We start from the raw sequence: 14,104 nt of genomic DNA on the forward strand, positions 1-14,104 counted from the left end.
CCTCACCGCGCCGGACCCTCGGGGTTCAGTCGCCGCGCGCTTCCTCGACCACCCGCGTGAACTCGCGGGCGGTCTCGGTGATGACCTCATAGTCGCCGCGCTCGGCGGCGTCGTAGTCGACGAGCGCGCCGCCCGCGCCGACCGCGAACGCGCCCGCCTCAACGTACTCCGCGGCGTTGTCCGGGCTGACGCCGCCGGTCGGCATCATCGGAATCTGGCCGAGCGGCCCCTTCATCGCGCCGAGGTGGGCCGGCCCGACCGTCTTCGCGGGGAACACCTTCACGAAGTCGGCGCCCGCCTCGTAGCCGCGGACCGCCTCCGTCGGCGTCATCACGCCGGGTGCGCTGACCGCGCCGTAGCGGTTACACGTCTCGATGACGTCCTCGTGGAGGCTCGGCGAGACGACGAACTCGGCGCCCGCCATCAGCGTCGTCCGGGCCGTCTCGCTGTCGAGGACGGTACCGGTGCCGACGACGACCTCGTCGTCGAAGGAGGCGGTCACCTCGTCGATGAGGTCCGCGACGTTCGGCGTGTCGGCGGTGATCTCGACGGCGGTGACGCCGCCTTCGCGGAGCGCCTCCGCGATCTCGATGAGCTGGTCGGCGGGCACCCCGCGGAGCACCGCGACGACGCCGCTGTCGACGAGCCGTGAGAGCGTCTCGTTCATACTCACCGTTTCCCGAGTCGGCTCTTAAAACCGCGCCGATGCCCGCTCCGCCGGGGTCTCGACCCGGGCGCCCGCGGCGGTCGTTCCGTGACACTGTGCGACACGAAATCGCCGGGGATCGGGGGTGATCCCCGGCGAATCGGCCGCGACGAAACACTACCCTTTTGACCCTCCTTTCGGTAACACTCGGTATAATGGGCCGACGCAAGAAGATCGTTCAGGAATGTGAGCGGCTGATGGACAACCCGGAGCACATCCGGAACATCGCCATCGCCGCCCACGTCGACCACGGGAAGACGACGCTGTCTGACAACCTGCTGGCGGGCGCCGGGATGATCTCCGAGGACACCGCGGGCGAGCAGCTCGCGATGGACACGAAGGAGGACGAGCAGGAGCGCGGGATCACCATCGACGCGGCGAACGTCTCGATGACCCACGAGTACGAGGACACCAACCACCTCATCAACCTCATCGACACCCCGGGCCACGTGGACTTCGGGGGCGACGTCACTCGCGCGATGCGCGCGGTCGACGGCGCGCTGGTGGTCGTCGACGCCGTCGAGGGCGCGATGCCCCAGACGGAGACGGTGCTCCGACAGGCGCTCCGCGAGGGCGTGAAGCCGACGCTGTTCATCAACAAGGTCGACCGCCTCATCTCGGAGCTCCAGGAGGGGCCCCAGGAGATGCAAGAGCGGCTGATGTCGGTCATCGCCGACGTCAACGAGCTCATCCGCGGGATGGCCGAGAACATGGACGACATCCCCGAGGACTGGACCGTCTCCGTCGAGGACGGCACGGTCGGCTTCGGCTCCGCGCTGTACAAGTGGGGCGTCTCGATGCCCTCGATGCAGCGGACCGGCATGGACTTCGGCGACATCATGGAGCTCGAACAGAACGACAAGCGGCAGGAGCTCCACGAGCGGACGCCGCTGTCTGACGTCGTGCTCGACATGGTCTGCGAACACTTCCCGAACCCGGTCGACGCGCAGCCCCGCCGCGTCCCGCGCATCTGGCGCGGTGACCCGGACACCGAGCTGGCCGAGGGGATGCAGCTGGTCGACGAGGACGGCGACGTCGTCTTCATGGTTACCGACATCTCCATGGACCCGCACGCGGGCGAGATCGCGACTGGCCGCGTCTTCTCCGGCACGCTGGAGAAGGGCCAGGAGCTGTACGTCTCCGGCACGGCCGGGAAGAACCGCATCCAGAGCGTGGGGCTCTTCATGGGGTCCGAACGCGAGGAGGTGGACCGTGTCCCGGCGGGGAACATCGCGTCCGTCACCGGACTGCGTGACGCCATCGCCGGCTCCACCGTCTCCTCGGTTGAGATGACGCCGTTCGAGTCGATCGAACACATCTCCGAGCCGGTCATCACGAAGTCCGTCGAGGCGCAGAACATGGACGACCTGCCGAAGCTCATCGAGACGCTCCAGCAGGTCGCCAAGGAGGACCCGACGATCCAGATCGAGATCAACGAGGACACCGGCGAGCACCTGATCAGCGGGCAGGGTGAGCTCCACCTCGAAGTGATCACCCAGCGGATTCGCGACAACCAGGGCATCCCGGTCATCACCGGCGAACCGATCGTCGTGTTCCGCGAGCAGCCCCAGGAGTCCTCTCGCGAGGTCGAGGGGCAGTCGCCGAACCGCCACAACAAGTTCTACATCACCGTCGAGCCGATGGACCAGGAGATCGTCGACGCCATCCAGCTCGGCGAGGTCTCGATGGACATGCCCGAACTGGAGCGCCGCGAGGCGCTACAGGAGGCCGGCATGGACAAGGACACCTCCCAGAACGTCGAGGACATCCACCGGACCAACATCCTCATCGACGACACGAAGGGGATCCAGCACCTCAACGAGACGATGGAGCTCGTCTTGGAGGGGCTTCAGGAGGCGCTCGACGACGGTCCGCTGGCCGCCGAGCCGGTCCAGGGGTCGCTGTTCCGACTCCACGACGCGAAGCTCCACGAGGACACCATCCACCGCGGTCCGGCGCAGGTCATCCCGGCGGTCCGCGACGCGGTCCACCGCTCGCTGATCGACGGCGAGGTCCGCCTGCTCGAACCGATCCAGGACGTCCGGATCGACGTGCCCAGCGAACACATGGGCGCGGCCTCCGGCGAGATCCAGGGTCGTCGCGGCCGCGTCGACGACATGTACCAGGAGGGCGACCTCATGGTCGTCGAGGGCATCGCGCCCGTCGAGGAGATGATCGGGTTCTCCTCCGACATCCGCTCGGCCACCGAGGGCCGCGCCTCGTGGAACACCGAGAACGCGGGCTTCCGCGTCCTCGTCGATAATCTCCAGCGCGAGAAGATCATGGAGATCCGCGAGCGCAAGGGGATGAAGCTCGAACTGCCGCAGTCGATCGACTACTTCTAAGTCGACGACGCGGTCCGCGGTCTCTGCGGTCAACTTCTCTCTCGCGTCTTCCGCCTGAGAGCCCCGACGCCGTCGATCGCGGCAGACCTCCCCGAACCGTGCGCCGCGTTGACAGGCACGGAAGCGAGGCAACGCCTGCCAGCGCCGAAGGCTTATACCGGATCGTCCGACTCCGTTCGGGTATGCAGACGGGCACGACTCCCCCCCGGCGCACCGCGACGGAGCCACCGAGCGACCGCTCCACGTCGGGGACAGGAGCGCGTCCGCGGACGAGCGATCCGGACTCGACCGGCCGCGATGAAGCCGGGCGCGGCGCGGCGCCGGAGGTGGCGCAGTGAGCGACCGTCGCGACGGGGCGCCGGAGGCCGCGCTCGACGCGGAGGCGGGCGTCGACGAGCCCGACTCGGGAGCGTCGCCCGACGGCGGCCACGCCTCGACGGCGGTCTCGACGCACACGGTCCGGCTGGAGCTGGTCGACGAGCCCGGGCAGCTGCTCGCCGCGCTCCACCCGATCGCCGACAACGGCGGGAACCTCCTGTCGATCTACCACGAGCGCGGGAACAAGACGCCCCGCGGCCGGATCCCGGTCGAGGTCGACTTCGAGGCGACGCCGGACCGGTTCGAGGAGATTGTCGACGCGCTCCGTAGCGAGGGCGTGAACGTGATGCAGGCCGGCACGGAGCGGTACGCCGAGGAGGTGACGCTGCTCCTCTTCGGCCACCTTATCGACACCGACCTCTCCGACACGCTCTCGAGCATCGAGGCCTGCGAGTCGGCGTCGGTCGCCGACGTGTCGCTCGCGGCCCCGCAGGGCACCGAGGAGGTGTCGAGCGCGCGGCTCCGGCTCGAAGCCCGGGCCGGCGAGACGGACGCGGCGCTCGCCGCGGTCCGCGACCTCGCCGCGGAGAAGGACCTCCGCGTCGTTGAGCCACTCACGGGGGTGGAGGCGTGAGACTCGCCGTGATCGGTGCGGGCGCCGTCGGGCGCTCCGTCGTCGAGTTGGCGGGCGAACACGGCCACGAGGTCGTCGCGGTCGCCGACTCGTCGACCGCGGTCGTCGCGGACGGGACGGGCGGTTCCGGCGGAGAGGCCGTCGGCGTCGACCCCGACGCGGTCGTGGCGCGGAAGGCGGAACGGGGGATCGTCGGCGACGACGACCCGGCAGACGCGCTGGCGGCCGACTACGACGTCCTCGTGGAGGCGACGCCGACGACGCTCGGCGACGCCGAGCCGGGCTTCTCGCACGTGACGACCGCCTTAGAGCGCGACCGCCACGCGGTCCTCGCGAACAAGGGCCCCGTCGCGGAGCGGTACGGCGACCTGCGGGCGGCCGTCGGCGACAGCGACGGCCAGATCCGGTTCGAGGCGACCGTGGGTGGCGCGATCCCCGCAGTGTCGACCGTCGAGGACATCGAGCCCGGCCACGTCACGGCGGTCCGGGGCGTGCTCAACGGGACGGCGAACTTCATCCTGACGCGGATGGCCGCCGAGGGGCTGGACTACGACCACGTGCTCGCGGAGGCGCAGGACCTCGGCGTCGCGGAGGCGGACCCCTCCTTCGACGTGGACGGCACCGACGCGGCGCTGAAGTGCGTCATCCTCGCAAACGTGCTCTCGTTCGGCGCGGTCGACGACCCCGCCGACGCCCGGGAGTTCACGCTCGAAGACGCCGACGTCTCGGGGATCCGCGACGTGCCCGGCTCCGCGCTCCGCCTCGCGGCCGAGGACGGGCGGACGGTCCGGCTGATCGGCGAGGCGACGGGCGAGACCGTCCGCGTCGCGCCGCGGCTCGTCCCCGAGAACGGCACGCTCGCGGTCTCCGGCACCCAGAACATCGTCCAGATCGAGACCTCTCACGCCGGCCGGCTCAACATCTCCGGCCGCGGCGCAGGCGGCCCCGAGACCGCGAGCGCGGTCCTCGGCGACGTGGGCCGGCTGGAGTAGCCGACGCCCGACTCGCCCACCGACGGTCTCCGTGCGGCCGTGTGGCGTGCCCCGGGTTGTCGAGAATCGCAAGACGGCGGCACGATACTCTGTGGGCCGTATCGAAACCGTTTTAGTGGAATCAACCGAAACTTACTCACAGAGCGCCTTAGCGCGTGATTACCCCATGAGTGACAAACCGCACCAGAACCTGGCCATTATCGGCCACGTCGACCACGGCAAGAGTACGCTCGTGGGTCGCCTCCTCTTCGAGACGGGGAGCGTCCCCGAGCACGTAATCGAGCAGCACCGCGAGGAAGCCGAAGAGAAGGGCAAGGGCGGCTTCGAGTTCGCCTACGTGATGGACAACCTCGCCGAGGAGCGCGAGCGCGGCGTCACGATCGACATCGCCCACCAGGAGTTCGACACCGACGAGTACTACTTCACCATCGTCGACTGTCCGGGCCACCGTGACTTCGTGAAGAACATGATCACGGGCGCCTCGCAGGCCGACAACGCGGTGCTCGTCGTCGCGGCCGACGACGGCGTCGCGCCCCAGACCCGCGAGCACGTGTTCCTGGCCCGCACGCTCGGGATCAACGAGCTCATCATCGGCGTCAACAAGATGGACCTCGTCGACTACAGCGAGGACTCCTACAAGGAGGTCATCAGCGAGGTCGAGGACCTGCTCAACCAGGTCCGCTTCGCGACCGACGACACCACGTTCGTGCCGATCTCGGCCTTCGAGGGCGACAACGTCGCCGAAGCGTCCGAGAACACCTCGTGGTACGACGGCCCCACCCTGCTGGAGTCGCTCAACGACCTGCCGGAGGCCGAGCCGCCGACGGACGCGCCGCTCCGCCTGCCGATCCAGGACGTGTACACCATCTCCGGTATCGGGACCGTCCCCGTGGGACGCGTCGAGACCGGGATCCTCAACACCGGCGACAACGTCTCCTTCCAGCCGTCCGACGTGGGCGGCGAGGTGAAGACGGTCGAGATGCACCACGAAGAGGTGCCCAAGGCCGAGCCCGGCGACAACGTCGGATTCAACGTCCGCGGCATCGGCAAGGACGACATCCGCCGCGGCGACGTCTGTGGCCCGGCCGACGACCCGCCGAGCGTCGCCGAGACGTTCCAGGCCCAGGTCGTCGTCATGCAGCACCCGTCGGTCATCACGGCCGGCTACACCCCGGTCTTCCACGCCCACACGGCGCAGGTCGCCTGTACGATCGAGTCCATCGATCAGAAGATCGACCCCTCGTCCGGTGAGGTCGCCGAGGAGAACCCGGACTTCATCAAGTCCGGCGACGCGGCGGTCGTCACCGTGCGTCCCCAGAAGCCGCTCAGCATCGAGCCGTCCGGCGAGATTCCGGAACTCGGCAGCTTCGCCATCCGCGACATGGGTCAGACCATCGCGGCCGGCAAGGTGCTGGACGTCAACGAGCGATAATCGATGCAGCAGGCACGCGTCCTCCTCGCCGGCACGAGCCCCGAGGACCTCGACGACATCTGCGACGACGTCCGCGAGATCGCGGACTCGACGGGAGTCGCCCTGTCGGGCCCGATCCCGCTGCCGACGAAGACGCTCGAGATCCCGTCGCGCAAGTCCCCGGACGGTGAGGGGACGGCGACGTGGGAGCACTGGGAGATGCGCGTCCACAAGCGTCTGATCGACATCGACGCCGACGAACGCGCGCTCCGCCAGCTCATGCGCGTCCAAGTGCCGAACGACGTCAGCATCGAGATCGTTCTCGAAGACTGAGCGCTAGGGCGTTTCTCTTTCACCCCTTTCGTTTTTCACATCGCCTAGCCTCGGCGCCGTCGATCGCGGCCCGCGCCCACCGTCCGGTCCGGTTCCGGTCACCGTGCGTCGAGCAGGCCGACGCGTCCGGCGACGAGCCCGCAGAACGCCCCGGTCGCGTGCGCGATCAGCGCGACGCCCGGCGCGGCCGTCGTCGCGGTGAGGACGACGGCGACGAGCCCGAACAGGACCAGTTGGACTCGCGGCGAGAGGCGCAGGCGGTCGAACAGCGTCTCGCTCACGACGTTTCCCGCGAGGAGGTAGCCGCCGAGCGCGAACACCGCGCCGCTGATCCCCAACACGGCGACCGGCGGGCCGAGTAGGCTCCCGAGGGTCACCTGCGCGAGGCCCGCGAGCGCGCCCGTCGTGACCACGAACGCGTGGAAGCGGGCGCGGGTCGTCCGGCGCTCGACCAGGGGCCCGACGAGCAGCAGCGCGAGGGCGTTCGCCAGCAGGTGGCCGACGGAGCCGTGCGCGTACACGCTCGTGACGAGCGTCCAGGGAGCGACGGCGACGGGGGTCGACAGCGCGAACAGTCCGGCGAGGCCGACGACGCCGAGGAGGGCCTGCGCGGCGCCGACGAGGAGGGCGACGCCGAGCGTTTCGAGAGTGGCGCGCATCGGCCGGGCGTTGGGCCCGGGCGGTGAAAAGGCTGTGCGGCCCGGTCGCTCGCGGCCCGTCCGCGGTGCGGCTCAGATGACGTCGTCGGGGTCGTGGGCGCGGGCCATCCGCGTCGCCTCGGCGGCGTAGCGCTCGCGGTCGTCGGGGTCGTCGACGGCTCCGACGTTCGACGGCGCCGCGTCGACGGCGGCCGTGGTGTCGCGCACGTCCGTGAAGGAGGTGAGCGCGCGCTCCTTGCGGAAGTAGCGCTCGCCGTCCGGCGTCGCGTACGTGAGGATCACCATGTTCTGCTCGTCGTCGGAGTACGTGCGCTCGACGAGCCACATCCGCACGTCCTCGGTCGCAGCGCCGGCGTCTGCCTCGTTCGCGCTCATGCGTAGTTGTTCGATTCCCGCGAACAAACGTGTTGCGTCGCGCCGGGTCCGGCCCGCCCCGCCGGTTCGCCTCCGCGAACCGCCAGCGTTATGTTCTTTAGGGCGACCTAAATAATCGTATGAGACCGCGAACCGCCGCCGCTCGACTCCGCGAGCGCCTCTCCCGGCTCCGAGCGCGCGTCCCTCGGGGGTCGCTCGCGGTCGCGGGAACCGTCCTCGTCCTCGCGATCGGCGGCGCGGTGTTGACGCAGACCCTCGACCTCGCCGCCGTCGTCGACGCGGTCGCGACCGCGGACCCGGTCTACGTCGCCGCCGCGCTCGTCGCGTACCTGTCGTCGTGGCCCGTCCGCGGCCGGCGGTACGGCGACGTGCTCGGGCCGATGGGACACCGGTGTCGCACGGCGTTCCTCACGGCGACCGTGTTCGCGAGCCAGACCGCGAACCTGATCGTCCCCGCCCGGGCCGGCGACGGGGTGCGCGCGTACCTGCTGAACGACCGCCGTGAGGTCCCCTACGCTACCGGCGTCGCATCGCTGGCGGTCGAGCGCGCCTTCGACCTGATCGCGCTCGGCGCGCTCGGCGGCGCCGCGCTCGCCGTCCGCCTCGCCGGGGGGCGGGTCGTCGCGCCCGACGGCTCCGGTCGGGTGCTCGTCGTCGCCGGGGGCACTGCGATCGCGGCCGCGCTGCTCTCGGCGCTCACCGTCGTCGTCGCTCGGAGCGACCGGCAGTTCGGTCCGGCCCTCCGCGATCGCGCTGCGGGATCCCGGCTCGCCCGAGCCGTCGACGCGGCGGTCCGGTTCGGCGCCGCCGTCCGCGTCGTCGCCGCGGACGCGGGCGCGCTCGTTCGGGTGTCGCTCGCGAGCAGCGTCGTGTGGGCGCTCGACGTCGCGACCGCTGTTTTCGTCCTCGCGGCGCTCGTGGGCGGGTTCGGCGGGGCCGTCGATCCGGTCGCGCTCGCCGTCGTCGGGACGCTTGCCGTCTCGGCCGGGAACCTCGCGAAGGTGCTGCCGCTCTCGCAGGGCGGGATCGGGCTGTACGAGGCGGCGTTCACCGGGATCGTCGTCGCCGCGACGCCGATCTCCGCCGAAGTCGCGCTCGCCGCGGCGGCCCTCGACCACGCGCTGAAGAACGCCGTCACGCTCGCCGGCGGCGGCGCCGTCGCGGCCGCGTTCGACCTGTCGCCGACGCGCGCTCCCGACGAGTCGGAGCGGGAACCCGACGCGACCGCGACGCAGCCGACGACGGACCGCTAAACTTTTAGGCCAGCCTAAAAACTAACGCGTATGACGGCTACCGCCCCGAGCGGCGACGGCTCGGATATCTGCGTCATCGTTCCGACGATCAGAGAGTACGAGTGCCTCCGCGCGTACGTCGCCAACGCCCGCGAGCACGGGTTCGACGTCTCGCGGCTCCACTTCGTCCTCGTCACCGAGGACTTCTGCGAGACCGACGAGATGCGCGCGATGCTCGACGACCTCGACGTCTCCGGCGAGGTGTTCGACGGCAGCCGCCGCGAGGAGTGGTACGAGGCCAACGGCGTCGCGGAGTACGGCCACGTCGTCCCGGCGGCGAGCCACGCCGAGACGAGCTTCGGCCTGCTGTACATGTGGGCCGACGAGTCGTTCGACTACGGCGTCTTCATCGACGACGACACGCTCCCGCACGACGACGTCGACTACTTCGGTCGACACATGGCGAACCTCGCGTTCGGCGGCGAAATCGAGCGCGTGCGCTCCGACGAGGACTGGGTGAACGTCCTCTACGACAACGCCGACGAGCACGGCCTCTACCCGCGCGGCTACCCGTACTCGGCGATGGACGAGACCGTCGAGACCGACGCGGTCGACGTCGAGGCCGGTGAGGTTGTCGCCTCGCAGGGGCTGTGGACGAACGTCCCCGACCTCGACGCGGTCCGGATCCTGATGGACGGCGACCTGGAGGGCCAGGCGCAGACGCGGGCGACCGCCGACGACTTCGGCGACGACTTCGTCGCCGCGCGCGGCAACTACCTCACCGTCTGCTCGATGAACCTCGCGTTCCGCCGCGAGGTGATCCCGGCGTTCTACCAGCTGCCGATGGACGACAACGAGTGGGACGTGGGGCGGTTCGACGACATCTGGTCGGGGCTGTTCTTAAAGCGCGCCTGCGACGTGCTCGGCAAGCGCATCTACAACGGCGACCCGCTCTGTGAACACAACAAGGCCCCGCGCTCAACGTTCGACGACCTCTCGAACGAGGTGGCCGGGCTGGAGCTGAACGAGCACGTCTGGGAGGTCGTCGACGAGGCGGGCGCCGACGCCGACTCGTACGCGGCGGTCTTCGACGCGATGGCCGACGCGCTCGCCGAGGGCGACTTCGACGAGTGGAACAACGGCGCGTTCCTCAACCACTGCGGCGAGTACATGCGCGACTGGCTCGACTGCCTCGACGCGATCCGGCGGACGCCGGCGCCCGCGGACGACTGAACCGACACGACTAAAACCATTTAGGCAAGCCTAAAACACATGACGACCCACGAATCCGACGCACGAGACGGGCGCGACGTTCGACGGCGGAAGTTCCTCGCGGCGGCCGGCGCGGTCGGCGTCGCGGGGGTCGCCGGCTGTACGGGGAGCGACGATCAAGACGGCTCCGACGGCGGCGACGGCGGACCGGCGATCGGGCAGATCGGTTCCGGTCGCGCCGGGCGCGACGCCCCCGGCGGGACGCCGATGGCGGAGATGCCGGCGCTGGAGGGCGAACTCACCGTCTACTCCGGCCGCGGCGAGTTCCTCGTCGGCGACCTCGTCGGCTACATCGACGACCTGTACGACGACCTCGACCTGACCGTTCGGTACAACAGCTCGACCGACCACGTGAACGCGATCATCAACGAGGGCGAGGGGTCGCCGGCCGACGTGTTCTACTCGGTGAACGCTGGCTCGCTCGGCGCGCTCGCCGACGCGGGACGCACGCAGGCGCTCCCCGACGACGTGACCGGGAAGGTCCGCGGGGAGTTCCACACCGAGCAGTGGGTCGGCACCTCCGGGCGCGCCCGGACGGTCCCGTACAACACCGAGTCGGTCTCCGAAGACGGGCTCCCGGACGACATCATGGCGTACCCCGACGAGTTCGAGGGCGACCTCGGCTGGGCGCCGTCGTACGGTTCCGCGCAGGCGTTCGTCACCGCGATGCGGCTGCTGGAGGGCGAGGAGGCCACCCGCGAGTGGCTCGAAGCGATGGTCGAGCGCGGCGCCGCGACGTACCCGGACGAGTTCCGCGCGTGTCAGGAGATCGCCGACGGCGAGATCGACGCCGCGTTCACCAATCACTACTACATCCAGCGCGTGCTCGACGGGAACCCGGAGGCCCCGATCGCGACCTCCTTCACGCAGGGCGACGCGGGCGCGGTGTTCAACGTCGCGGGCGCCGCGGTCGTCGACACCGCGTCGAACGCTGACCTCGCCGCGAACTTCGTTCGCCACCTGCTGTCGGCGGAGGCGCAGGACTACTTCGCGCGCTCCACCTTCGAGTACCCGCTGATTCCGGAGGTCGAGCCGATCGGCGACCTCCCGACGATCGACGAGCTCGACGTCCCGGACATCGACCTCTCGGAGCTGTCCAACCTCGAACCGACGATCGACCTCATGCGCGACGCCGGCGTCCAGATCTGAGCCGCCGCCTCACCGCCGCGTCGCGCCGCGCGCCCGTCACGCTCACAGCCTCACTCCACCGACCGTGTCAGTTCTCCCACCGTCGCTCCGTCCCCGCCGGCTCCTCGTCCACCTCCGCCAGCGACTCGAACGCGCCGACCGGGTGAGCCTCGCCGCGGCGCTCGTCGCCGTCGCCGCCGGCGCCCTGACGTTCGCGGTCGCCGTCACCGTCTTCTCGCACCACTCGGCGAACCACGACGAGGGCGTCTACCTCACGCAGGCCGCCCTCCTCCTCGACGGTCAGCTGGCGTTCCACGCCGGCTCGCTCGCCGATGCCGTCCACCCGTGGTTCTTCATCGAGGACGGCGGGCGGCTCTACCCGAAGTACAACCCCGTTCCCGCGGCGACGTTCGCCGTCTCGATGGCCCTGTTCGGCGAGCCGCGCGTGACTCTCGCGGTCGTCGCCGCCGGGAACGCCGCACTGGTGTACCTGCTCGGCTCCGCGGCCGTCGGTCGCCGGGCGGGCCTCGCCGCGGCCGTCCTCTTCGCCGCGTCGCCGATGGCGATCGCGACCTCCTCGGCGTTCCTTCCGTACGCGCCGACGACGCTCTTCAACCTAGTCTTCGCGGTCGCGTACCTCTGGAGCGTCCGGGACGAGTCCCTCAGGGCCGCGGGCGTCGCGGGCCTCGCGATCGGGGTCGCCTTCTTCGCGCGGCCGTACACGGCGGTGCTGTTCGCCGCCCCGTTCATCTGTCACGCGCTGTGGCGCGTCGCGTCGGCGACCCGGCGGTTCGGCGCCGAGTCCGCGGCGTCGACGACGCGCGCGTTGGTCGACGCCGGCGTCCGCGGGCTCCCCGACCCGGTCCGCCGCCACGGGCTGACGGCGCTGTTCGGTACCCTGTTCGTCGGCGTCACGCTCGCGTACAACGCCCGGATGACGGGGTCCCCGCTCGTGTTCCCGTACCAGGTGTTCGCGCCGATGGACGGCCCCGGCTTCGGCGAGCGCCGGATCCTCGGCCACTCGGTCGACTACACGCTCGGGCTGGCGCTGGAGTCGAACGGGTACGCGCTCCGGGAGATCGCGACCCGCTGGTTCGCCGCCGGCCCGCTCGGAACGCTCGCGGCGCTCGTCGGCGGCGCGGTCGCGCTCCGCGGGTGGCGCGCGACCGGCGATCCGCGCGGACTCCTCTACGACCGGGCGGCCGACGACGCGTCCGGTACGCCCGGCTTCCGACGGACAGCGACGGCGCTGCTCGTCGGCGTCGCCGTCTCTGTCGTCGTCGGGAACCTCTACTTCTGGGGGACGCACAACGCGCTCGCCGACCTCTCGGACCCGACCGACGGGCTCGCGTCGCTGTTCGGCCCGTTCTATCACTTCGACCTGCTCGTCCCGCTGTCGGTGTTCGGCGGGCTGGCCGTCGCCGCCGCCGCCCGGGCGCTGTCCGCGGCCCGCGACCGGCTCGTCTCCCGCGGCGCCTCGGGGACGGTCGCCCGCGTGGCGATCGCGGTCGTCGTCGCGAGCGCGGTCGTCGTCGCGGGCGTGGCCGCGGTCGACGCGGCCGCGGATCCGATCGAGCGGAACGCCGCGGTCGACGCGAAACACGAGGCCGCGTACGCGCCGTTCGACGAGACGACCTTCGAGGACGGGCTCGTCTTCGTGCCGACGCCGTACGGCGAGTGGCAGAACCATCCGTTCCAGTACCTCCGGAACGGGCCGGGGCTCGACGGCGAGGTCGTGTACGCGCTCGACCGCGACCCGGTCGAGAACTTCGCGGTGCTGGACGCGTACCCGGACCGCACCCTGTACCGCTACGGCTATCAGGGGGTCTGGACCGCGGATCCGGAGACCCGCGTCACGCCGAAGCTGGAGCCGCTCGACCGGCGCACTGGCGCTCGGGTCGACGCCGAGACGACCGTCGGCGTGCCGGACCGCGTCGCCCGCGCGCAGGTCCGCGTCGACCCGCGACGGGGCGCTCCGGGCGGTCCGGACCACGTCTCCTACACGGTGAGCGACCTCGGCGACTCGCTCGCGGTCGACTGGGTGGTGACGCCAGAGGGCGTCCGGTTGCCCGGCGCGGCGGCCGCGGGCGACCCCGAGGCGGGCGACCCCGTGCCGTTCGACCCCGAGGGCGACGCGGTCGCCGTGACCGTGACGCTCGTCGACCCCGCCGGCGCGACGTTCACCTACCGGCAGGAGGTGACGGTTCGGGTGACGGAGGGCAGCGAGGCGGGAGCCAGCGGCAAGCGCGTCGAGGTCGTCTGGCCGCCCGAGCGCTCGACCTGTCGGCTCGTCACGGCGTGCGGGACTGAGGGGACGTACCTCCCCGACGAGCCCGACGCCCACCCCGAGTGGGTCGTCTTCGAGACGGCCGCCGAGGCGAGCGACTAATACGTCGATATCTCACACGCAGTTGCTGGTGGATCGGTGGTGACAACCTCCAAAGCCCCAGCAGCTCGGTAATCGCTGATCGACGACTCCGCGGCGAACACCTCCAAAGCCCCAGCCGCGAGGCCGCGGTACGCTCGTTGCGCTCTTGGGTCGCTCCGCTCGCTGCGATGCTTACGTCGCCTACCGCGGCCTCGGGGCTATCCCTTTGAGTCCCGCCCCTCACAGCACCGCGCCTCACCCCTCCTCAGCCTCGTCGCTGGCACCCTCCGCTTCGCTCCGTGAGCCAGCGACTCCCTCGCGCGTGCGACTC

13 protein-coding genes are annotated in these 14,104 nt (G+C 70.7%); 10 read left to right on the top strand and 3 right to left on the bottom strand.

The window, feature by feature from the left end:
* Nucleotides 1-25: 25 nt before the first annotated feature.
* Complete coding sequence (locus tag EO776_RS00730; RefSeq protein ID WP_049932261.1) at nucleotides 26-667, bottom strand: bifunctional 4-hydroxy-2-oxoglutarate aldolase/2-dehydro-3-deoxy-phosphogluconate aldolase; 642 nt, start codon at nucleotides 665-667, stop codon at nucleotides 26-28.
* A gap of 194 nt (nucleotides 668-861) precedes the next feature.
* Between EO776_RS00730 and EO776_RS00735 the strand changes: the two genes are divergently transcribed.
* The 6 genes from EO776_RS00735 (at nucleotide 862) to rpsJ (ending at nucleotide 6,739) form a co-directional block, all read left to right on the top strand.
* Complete coding sequence (locus EO776_RS00735) at nucleotides 862-3,051, top strand: elongation factor EF-2 (protein WP_049932262.1); 2,190 nt, start codon at nucleotides 862-864, stop codon at nucleotides 3,049-3,051.
* Nucleotides 3,052-3,233: 182 nt separating this feature from the next.
* Entirely contained in the window at nucleotides 3,234-3,389 is a 156-nt protein-coding gene (locus EO776_RS18740) for a hypothetical protein (RefSeq protein WP_158228674.1), read from the top strand.
* Complete coding sequence (locus tag EO776_RS00740) at nucleotides 3,386-4,003, top strand: amino acid-binding protein (protein ID WP_049932264.1); 618 nt, start codon at nucleotides 3,386-3,388, stop codon at nucleotides 4,001-4,003. The genes EO776_RS18740 and EO776_RS00740 overlap by 4 nt, the downstream gene beginning before the upstream one ends.
* Entirely contained in the window at nucleotides 4,000-4,995 is a 996-nt protein-coding gene (locus EO776_RS00745; RefSeq protein ID WP_094520560.1) for a homoserine dehydrogenase, read from the top strand. The genes EO776_RS00740 and EO776_RS00745 overlap by 4 nt, the downstream gene beginning before the upstream one ends.
* Before the next feature lie 166 nt (nucleotides 4,996-5,161).
* A complete protein-coding gene (gene tuf / locus EO776_RS00750) occupies nucleotides 5,162-6,427 on the top strand; it encodes a translation elongation factor EF-1 subunit alpha (protein ID WP_049932267.1) in 1,266 nt (421 codons plus the stop codon).
* A 3-nt stretch (nucleotides 6,428-6,430) separates the two neighbouring features.
* Nucleotides 6,431-6,739, top strand: coding sequence for a 30S ribosomal protein S10 (rpsJ, locus tag EO776_RS00755; protein WP_129452285.1), 309 nt, complete (start codon nucleotides 6,431-6,433; stop codon nucleotides 6,737-6,739).
* 98 nt (nucleotides 6,740-6,837) lie between these two features.
* On the opposite strand, the gene EO776_RS00760 is transcribed toward rpsJ, so the two are convergent.
* A complete protein-coding gene (locus EO776_RS00760) occupies nucleotides 6,838-7,398 on the bottom strand; it encodes a rhomboid family intramembrane serine protease (protein WP_049932268.1) in 561 nt (186 codons plus the stop codon).
* 72 nt (nucleotides 7,399-7,470) lie between these two features.
* On the bottom strand, nucleotides 7,471-7,773 hold the full coding sequence (locus tag EO776_RS00765; RefSeq protein ID WP_094520559.1) for a hypothetical protein: 303 nt from the start codon (nucleotides 7,771-7,773) through the stop codon (nucleotides 7,471-7,473).
* Between the two features lie 119 nt (nucleotides 7,774-7,892).
* Here EO776_RS00765 and EO776_RS00770 point away from each other — a divergent pair, with 119 nt between their 5' ends.
* From EO776_RS00770 to EO776_RS00785, 4 genes are all read left to right on the top strand, one after another.
* Nucleotides 7,893-9,026: a lysylphosphatidylglycerol synthase transmembrane domain-containing protein gene (locus EO776_RS00770; RefSeq protein ID WP_094520558.1), complete on the top strand. Its 1,134-nt coding sequence runs from the start codon at nucleotides 7,893-7,895 to the stop codon at nucleotides 9,024-9,026.
* Between the two features lie 30 nt (nucleotides 9,027-9,056).
* Nucleotides 9,057-10,238 carry an alpha-1 4-glucan-protein synthase gene (locus EO776_RS00775; RefSeq protein WP_094579936.1) on the top strand — a complete coding sequence of 394 codons (1,182 nt, stop codon included), beginning with the start codon at nucleotides 9,057-9,059 and terminating at the stop codon, nucleotides 10,236-10,238.
* A 39-nt stretch (nucleotides 10,239-10,277) separates the two neighbouring features.
* Nucleotides 10,278-11,426 carry an extracellular solute-binding protein gene (locus EO776_RS00780; RefSeq protein ID WP_049932273.1) on the top strand — a complete coding sequence of 383 codons (1,149 nt, stop codon included), beginning with the start codon at nucleotides 10,278-10,280 and terminating at the stop codon, nucleotides 11,424-11,426.
* Nucleotides 11,427-11,490: 64 nt separating this feature from the next.
* On the top strand, nucleotides 11,491-13,794 hold the full coding sequence (locus EO776_RS00785; RefSeq protein WP_094520557.1) for a DUF7846 domain-containing protein: 2,304 nt from the start codon (nucleotides 11,491-11,493) through the stop codon (nucleotides 13,792-13,794).
* The last annotated feature ends 310 nt before the right edge of the window (nucleotides 13,795-14,104 follow it).

It is taken from the genome of Halorubrum ezzemoulense (assembly GCF_004126515.1).
Classification (GTDB): domain Archaea; phylum Halobacteriota; class Halobacteria; order Halobacteriales; family Haloferacaceae; genus Halorubrum; species Halorubrum ezzemoulense.